Source organism: Pseudomonas sp. zfem003 (assembly GCF_032621675.1).
GTDB lineage: Bacteria > Pseudomonadota > Gammaproteobacteria > Pseudomonadales > Pseudomonadaceae > Metapseudomonas > Metapseudomonas otitidis.
This window is the reverse complement of the sequence record NZ_JAVYJG010000002.1, coordinates 608,274-615,670: the sequence shown is the minus strand read 5'-3', so window position 1 is coordinate 615,670 and position 7,397 is coordinate 608,274. Positions and strand designations below refer to the sequence as shown.

The 7,397-nt window shown below is 59.8% G+C and carries 7 protein-coding genes; 1 reads left to right on the top strand and 6 read right to left on the bottom strand.

Annotated features, from left to right (window positions below):
- Positions 1–221 precede the first annotated feature (221 nt).
- From msrQ to ilvC, 4 genes are all read right to left on the bottom strand, one after another.
- A complete protein-coding gene (gene msrQ, locus RTK35_RS06155) occupies positions 222–848 on the bottom strand; it encodes a protein-methionine-sulfoxide reductase heme-binding subunit MsrQ (RefSeq protein ID WP_316907624.1) in 627 nt (208 codons plus the stop codon).
- On the bottom strand, positions 848–1,852 hold the full coding sequence (gene msrP, locus RTK35_RS06150) for a protein-methionine-sulfoxide reductase catalytic subunit MsrP (RefSeq protein ID WP_316907623.1): 1,005 nt from the start codon (positions 1,850–1,852) through the stop codon (positions 848–850). The genes msrQ and msrP overlap by 1 nt, the downstream gene beginning before the upstream one ends.
- A gap of 62 nt (positions 1,853–1,914) precedes the next feature.
- Complete coding sequence (gene pssA / locus RTK35_RS06145) at positions 1,915–2,730, bottom strand: CDP-diacylglycerol--serine O-phosphatidyltransferase (protein WP_316907622.1); 816 nt, start codon at positions 2,728–2,730, stop codon at positions 1,915–1,917.
- Positions 2,731–2,877: 147 nt separating this feature from the next.
- A complete protein-coding gene (gene ilvC, locus RTK35_RS06140; RefSeq protein ID WP_044403288.1) occupies positions 2,878–3,894 on the bottom strand; it encodes a ketol-acid reductoisomerase in 1,017 nt (338 codons plus the stop codon).
- 123 nt (positions 3,895–4,017) lie between these two features.
- Between ilvC and ilvY the strand changes: the two genes are divergently transcribed.
- On the top strand, positions 4,018–4,899 hold the full coding sequence (gene ilvY / locus RTK35_RS06135; RefSeq protein WP_282887517.1) for an HTH-type transcriptional activator IlvY: 882 nt from the start codon (positions 4,018–4,020) through the stop codon (positions 4,897–4,899).
- 52 nt (positions 4,900–4,951) lie between these two features.
- On the opposite strand, the gene ilvN is transcribed toward ilvY, so the two are convergent.
- Together ilvN and RTK35_RS06125 are read right to left on the bottom strand one after the other, a co-directional pair.
- Entirely contained in the window at positions 4,952–5,443 is a 492-nt protein-coding gene (gene ilvN / locus RTK35_RS06130; protein ID WP_044403291.1) for an acetolactate synthase small subunit, read from the bottom strand.
- Between the two features lie 2 nt (positions 5,444–5,445).
- A complete protein-coding gene (locus RTK35_RS06125; protein ID WP_160481772.1) occupies positions 5,446–7,170 on the bottom strand; it encodes an acetolactate synthase 3 large subunit in 1,725 nt (574 codons plus the stop codon).
- Between the last annotated feature and the right edge of the window lie 227 nt (positions 7,171–7,397).

Below are 7,397 nucleotides of genomic sequence, written 5' to 3'. Positions count from 1 at the left end.
CTCTTCAACATCAGCGGGAGGCGAATCATACAGCATTCAAACTCGCTGTCAACACCTCTTTTCAGCAATCAACCTGACTAGCAAATCAATCACCGCGAATCCGCAACCACCCCGGAACCGCATCCCACTTCAAACACTTAACTCATTGATTTTCAAGGAGTTTTCGTTGTCCGCCGTGGGAGTGGTGCGCATTATAGAGACCTCAGCCACGGCGTCAACACCTATTTTGAAATATTTCCATCAACTCTCAGCGCGCCCCGAAAGATCCTTGGCAGAAGCTTCGCAACACCAGGTAACCGCAACCCCACAAGCACAGCACCCACCAACGCATACGCTGCCCATTCGGTCATATCAGCCCTAACGACCCAGAGCATATGGAGCAGGCCAAGCCCCAGGATTCCATAGACGCTCCGGTGAATCAGCTTCCAGCGCCTCCCAAGCCGCCGGATGCTGTAGCGGTTGGACGTCAGCGACAGAATCAGAAGCCCTGCAAAGGCTACTGCCCCCACGAAGATATAGGGGCGCTTCCCCAGATCGCTCGCCAACTGCTGCAGATCGAGCCCCAGCAGAAAGACGGCATAAGCCGTTATGTGTAGGCATAGATAGAAGAAGGACCACAAACCAAGCTGGCGTCTGACTGCAATCCATCCACCCCACCCGGTCATCTTCTGCAGAGGGGTCATGCTGAGGGTAATCAGCAACAGCCAGAGAACACCCAAGCCCAACCTGTCGACGAGTACCTTTCCCGGATCAGGACCCAGGGCGAAGATCCACGCCTGATATAGCCATAACACCGGAGGCACCAAAGCTCCGAGGAAGACAACGAACCTCCATTGCCAATAACGCATCAGTAGTTCTTCCGCAGATCGAGCCCGGCGTAGAGGCCAGCGACCTCCTCATAGCCATTGAAAAGTCGTGTCGGAATCACACTGGGATTGAACAGGCCACTCGGCAGGCGCCGCTCATGCGCCTGGCTCCAGCGGGGATGGTCCACATCCGGGTTCACATTCGAATAGAAGCCGTACTCGTTCGGCGCGATCAGTTGCCAAGTCGTCGAAGGCTGCTCCTCCGTCAGACTGATGCGGACGATGGACTTGATGCTCTTGAAGCCATACTTCCAAGGCACCACCAGACGCAACGGCGCTCCATTCTGGTTGGGCAGCACTCGCCCATACATACCAACAGCCATCAAGGTAAGCGGATGCATCGCTTCGTCGATGCGCAAGCCCTCAACGTATGGCCAGTCGATAAGGGACAACCCCGAACGCACACCCGCCATTTGCTCGGGCTCGACTCGTGTCTCGAAACGGACGAAGCGTGCTTTGGAGGTGGGCTCGACCCGTTTCAACAGCTCCGCCAACGGAAAGCCAAGCCAGGGAATGACCATGGACCATCCTTCTACACAGCGGAGCCGGTAGATGCGCTCCTCCAACTGATGGGGATTGACCATGTCCTCCAGACCGAAGCTGCCCGGTTTTCCGACTTCGCCATCCACCTTGACTGTCCATGGCTCGACAGCAAGCGCGCCTGCATAGCGGGCAGGATCACCTTTGTTGGTGCCGAACTCGTAGAAGTTGTTGTAGTGGGTAGCGTCGGCGAACGGGGTAATAGGCTCATTGCCCGGCACGCTTGCCCGCCAACGAGTAGCCGACAACTTCCCCTCTAACCAGGCGGGAGTCGGCGCAGGTTCTACATCGGGATAGTCACCTGGCCCGTCTGCGCGCACAGGCAAGCCAGCAAGTGCAGCGGCAGCCCCCACACCTGCCATGAAGGTGCGACGGGACAGATAGACGGATTCAGGAGTGACCTCGCTTTCGCGAGCGATAGAGGGAGGTGAAACCTTGATAAGCATCGGGGACTCCGCAGTACGGCTTCGGTTTGGCCAGTAGACTGCGGAGCCGCGGGAAAATTACATCACTCGACGTGTTGGCGGCGGCGCATCTGGAGCAAGTATTGCACCGGACCGGAAGCAGCGTAGGCCAGGAAGATCAACAGCAGGATACGCGGCGGATCACTGAAGACCACGGCAAAGGCCAACACCACCACGAGGATGGCCACGAAAGGTACGCGCCCTTTCAGATCCAGGTCCTTGAAGCTGTAGTACTTGATATTGCTGACCATCAGCATACCCGCAGCAGCCACCAGCATGGCAACGATGAAGGACATGTTGGAGCCCTTGATACCGAAGTCACTGAACGCCCACACCGTGCCGGCCACGACCCCCGCCGCCGCCGGACTGGCGAGGCCGATGAAGTAGCGCTTGTCGGCCTTGCCGATCTGGGTATTGAAACGGGCCAGGCGGAGCGCAGCTCCGGCGACATATATGAAGGCAACGGTAAGTCCGACGCTGTTGAGGCCACTCAAGGCCCACTCGAACGCCAGCAATGCCGGAGCCACACCGAAGGCCACCATGTCCGACAGCGAGTCGTACTCGGCACCGAAAGCACTTTGCGTGTTGGTCAGGCGAGCCACTCGCCCATCCAGGCTATCGAGGACCATCGCCACGAAAATGGTCGCCGCTGCAACGGAGAAATTACCGCTCATGGCATTGATGATGGCGTAGAAGCCGGCGAACAGGTTGGCCGTGGTGAACAGGTTGGGAAGCAGGTAGATACCGCGATGGCGAACCTTGCGCCCCTGATCGTCGTGCCCTTCCTCGACATGCTCGTCGATGGGCAGGAGGCTTTCAGGTTCTGGAGCCTTGCCGGGCTCTTCGGGACGGTCACTCATGAACAACATCCTTGCAGATATGCAGATGAATTTAGCCGGGCCGAAGGCAAAAACTACCGGGCCCAGCGATGTCGCTTTATACCAGATGCGGGCGCCCCAATGAAAAAACGCGGCCAAGGCCGCGTTTCTTCATGCATAGACCAGAACTCAGTTCTTGGCCTTGTCGACGATCTTGTTGGAGGCGATCCACGGCATCATTGCGCGCAGACGCTCGCCAACCTGCTCGATGGGGTGAGCAGCGTTGTTACGGCGGTAGGCCGTCATGGAGGCGTAGTTGGATGCGCCTTCCTGGATGAACATCTTCGCGTATTCGCCGTTCTGGATGCGCTTCAGAGCGTTGCGCATGGCCGCACGGGATTCGGCGTTGATGACCTCCGGACCGGTCACGTACTCACCATATTCGGCGTTGTTGGAGATCGAGTAGTTCATGTTGGCGATACCGCCTTCGTACATGAGGTCAACGATCAGCTTCAGCTCGTGCAGGCACTCGAAGTAGGCCATCTCGGGGGCATAGCCTGCCTCGACGAGGGTTTCGAAGCCGGCCTTGACCAGCTCGACGCAGCCACCGCACAGAACGGCCTGCTCACCGAACAGGTCGGTTTCGGTTTCGTCCTTGAAGGTGGTTTCGATGATGCCGGTGCGGCCGCCGCCCACGCCACAGGCGTAGGACAGGGCAACGTTCTTGGCATTGCCGGAAGCGTCCTGGTAGATGGCGATCAGGTCAGGGATACCGCCGCCCTTCACGAATTCGGAGCGCACGGTGTGACCCGGAGCTTTCGGCGCGATCATGATCACGTCGAGGTCGGCACGCGGTACGACTTGGTTGTAGTGGATGGCGAAGCCGTGGGAGAAGGCCAGGGTGGCGCCTTTCTTGATGTTCGGCTCGATCTCGTTCTTGTACAGCTGGCCCTGGAATTCGTCCGGGGTCAGGATCATCACCAGGTCGGCCGCAGCAACAGCGCTGGCAACGTCGGTGACCTTCAGGCCATGGGCTTCGGCCTTGGCGACGGTGGCGGAACCCTTGCGTAGGCCGATGGTGACATCGACGCCGGAGTCTTTCAGGTTGCAGGCCTGGGCATGGCCCTGGGAGCCGTAACCGATGATGGCGACTTTCTTGCCCTGAATGATGGAGAGATCGCAATCTTTGTCGTAATAAACTTTCATGTTTCTGGCTCTTATAACGAAAGGGATGGGGTGCGCACACCGCGACAAGGGCACATTAAGCGATCCGTCTCGTTGCGTAAAATGATATATTCGCAACGCAACGTGCCGATAAATGAAACACACATGGACAGCCACGCGCTCAGGCTCTTTCTCTCCCTGGCAGACAACCTGCACTTCGGCAAGACCAGCCGGGAGCAGCATGTCAGCCCCTCTGCACTCAGCCGCAGCATCAAGCAGCTCGAAGATGAACTGGGTGCCCCCCTGTTCGTGCGCGACAGCCGTTCGGTGCAGCTGACTCGCGAGGGCCAGCAGTTCCGCGAATACGCCAGCGAGGTCATGAGCGGCTGGCATGCCATCCGCCAACGTCTCATGCAGGACCAGCAGGACCTGCACGGCGAGCTGTCGTTGTATTGCTCGGTGACGGCGAGCTACAGCTTCCTCTACGACATCCTCAGCAGCTTCCGCCAGGACTACCCGCGCATCGAGATGAAGCTGCACACCGGCGACCCGGCGAAAGCAGTCGAACGGGTGCAACAGGGGCTGGAAGACCTCGCCATCGGCGCCCGGCCCGACAACCTGCCAGTCGGCATCGACTTCCAGTCGATCACCCGCTCCGAGTTGCGCTTCATCGGCCCGCAATCACCCCAGCTGCTGACCGAGGAACAGCTGCATCAGCCTACCGCGCAAAGCTGGAAGGACGTGCCGATGATTCTCTCGGAAGAGGGCCTCGCCCGGACCCGTACCGACCGTTGGCTGAAAAGTCATGGCATCAAGCCCAACATCTATGCGCAGGTCAGCGGCAACGAAGCCATCGTCAGCATGGTGAGCCTTGGGTTCGGGATTGGCGTGGTCCCGCAGATCGTCCTCGACAACAGCCCTTTGGCCGGACGCATACGCCTCTACGATATCCAACCGCCCTTGGCCGCCTACGACATCGGCCTCTTCGCCCTGGAAAAGCGCCTGAAGGATCCGCTCATCGCCGCCTTCTGGAATCGCCGCCAATAAATCCAGGCAATAAAAAACCCCGCACGAGGCGGGGTTTTCCATTCAACAGCAATCAGATGCTCAGCACCTTGTCGCCGCGGGCAATGCCGGTCACGCCACTGCGCACGGTTTCGAGGATCGAACTGGTGCCGATCGCCTGGATGAAGCTATCGAGCTTGTCGCTGGTACCGGCGAGCTGGATCGTGTAGACGCTGCTGGTCACGTCGACGATCTGCCCACGGAAGATATCGGTGGTGCGCTTGACCTCGGCGCGCTGGGCGCCAGTGGCCTTCACCTTAACCAACATCAGCTCGCGCTCGATGTGCGCGCTCTCCGACAGGTCGACCAGCTTCACCACCTCGATCAGCTTGTTGAGGTTCTTGGTGATCTGCTCGATCACGTCGTCCTGGCCCACGGTCGTCAGGGTCAGACGAGACAGGGTCGGGTCTTCGGTCGGCGCTACGGTCAGGCTTTCGATGTTGTAGTTGCGCTGGGAGAACAGACCGACGACGCGGGACAGGGCTCCGGGTTCGTTCTCAAGCAACAGGGAAATGATGTGTCGCATGGTCAGGTCCGCTCCGTCTTGCTCAGCCACATATCGCGCATGGCGCCATCCCGGATCTGCATCGGATAGACGTGCTCACTCGGATCCACCTGGATATCGAGGAACACCAGGCGGTTCTTCAGTGCGAACGCCTCTTCCATCTTCGGTTTCAGATCCTTGAGATCGGTGATGCGCATGCCCACGTGACCGTAGGCCTCGACCAGCTTGACGAAGTCAGGCAGCGATTCCATGTAGGAATGGGAATAGCGGCTGTTGTACTGCATGTCCTGCCATTGGCGGACCATGCCCAGCGCACCGTTGTTGAGGTTGACGATCTTCACCGGCAGGTCGTACTGCAGGCAGGTCGACAGCTCCTGAATGTTCATTTGGATGCTGCCCTCACCGGTCACGCAAGCCACGTCGGCATCCGGGAAGTTCAGCTTCACGCCCATCGCAGCGGGGAAGCCGAAGCCCATGGTGCCGAGGCCACCGGAGTTGATCCAGCGGTTGGGCTTGTTGAAGCGGTAGTACTGGGCCGCGAACATCTGGTGCTGACCCACGTCGGATGCAACGTAGGCATCGCCCTTGGTGACTTCGCACAGCGTCTCGATGACGGTCTGCGGCTTGATGATGCTGCCGTCGCCCTTGTCATAGGGGAACAGGCCACGGTCACCACGCCACTCGTCGATCTGCTTCCACCAGCTGGCAACGGTCTCGCGGTTCGGCGTCTCGCCGATCTCCTTGAGGATCGCGACCATCTCGGTCAGCACGCTGTCGACCGGCCCCACGATCGGGATGTCGGCCTTGATGGTCTTGGAGATGGACGCCGGATCGATGTCGATATGGATGATCTTGGCGTTCGGGCAGAACTTGCTTGCACCGTTGATCACGCGATCATCGAAGCGGGCACCCACGGCCAGGATGACGTCCGCATGGTGCATCGCCAGGTTCGCGGTGTAGCTGCCGTGCATGCCGAGCATGCCGACGAACTGACGATCCATGCCCGGGAACGCGCCCAGCCCCATCAGGGTGTTGGTCACCGGCAGGTTGAGCATCTTGGCCAGCTCGGTCAGCGGCTCGGATGCGCCGCCCATGATGACGCCGCCACCCGAATACAGGATCGGGCGCTTGGCAGCCAGCAGCAGCTCGGCAGCTTTGCGGATCTGCCCCGAGTGCCCCCGAACGGCCGGGCTGTAGGAGCGCAGCTTCACCTTCTTCGGGTAGCTGTACTCGAACTTCTGGGTCGGGTCGCCCATGTCCTTGGGAATGTCGACCACGACCGGTCCCGGACGACCCGACTGGGCGATGTAGAACGCCTTCTTGATCACCTCGGGGATTTCGGACGGGTGCTTGATGATGAAGCTGTGCTTCACGATCGGGCGGGAGATACCGACCATGTCGGTCTCCTGGAACGCGTCGGTACCCACCATGTTGCTCGGCACCTGGCCGGACAGGATCACCATCGGGATGGAGTCCATGTACGCGGTGGCGATGCCGGTAACGGCGTTGGTGGCGCCGGGGCCGGAGGTCACCAGCACCACACCGGCCTTGCCGGTGGCACGGGCGTAGCCGTCAGCCATATGGGTAGCAGCCTGCTCGTGACGGACCAGGATGTGGGTCACATCGCTTTCCTTGAACAGGGCATCGTAGATATGCAGGAGGGCACCGCCCGGGTACCCGTAAATGTACTTAACGCCTTCGTCACGCAGGGAGCGGACGACCATTTCAGCGCCAGATAAGAGCTCCACGTTTATCACCTCTAGAACGCCAGAATACTGCCCGCGACCGGACAGCCTGAAAGGATTGCTCGTCTACAGGGCATGAGCGACTGGTGGTCGCCGACTACGTCAGCCACTGGCAGAACAAGCATTGGGGCGGCCCCTGAGAGTTGTTGCGGGGCTTTCCCACCCAGCGCGAGGTAACGCGTTGCAGGGTGATGCGGGTCGGCGCGGGTGTGCACCTCATCGACTGCTAC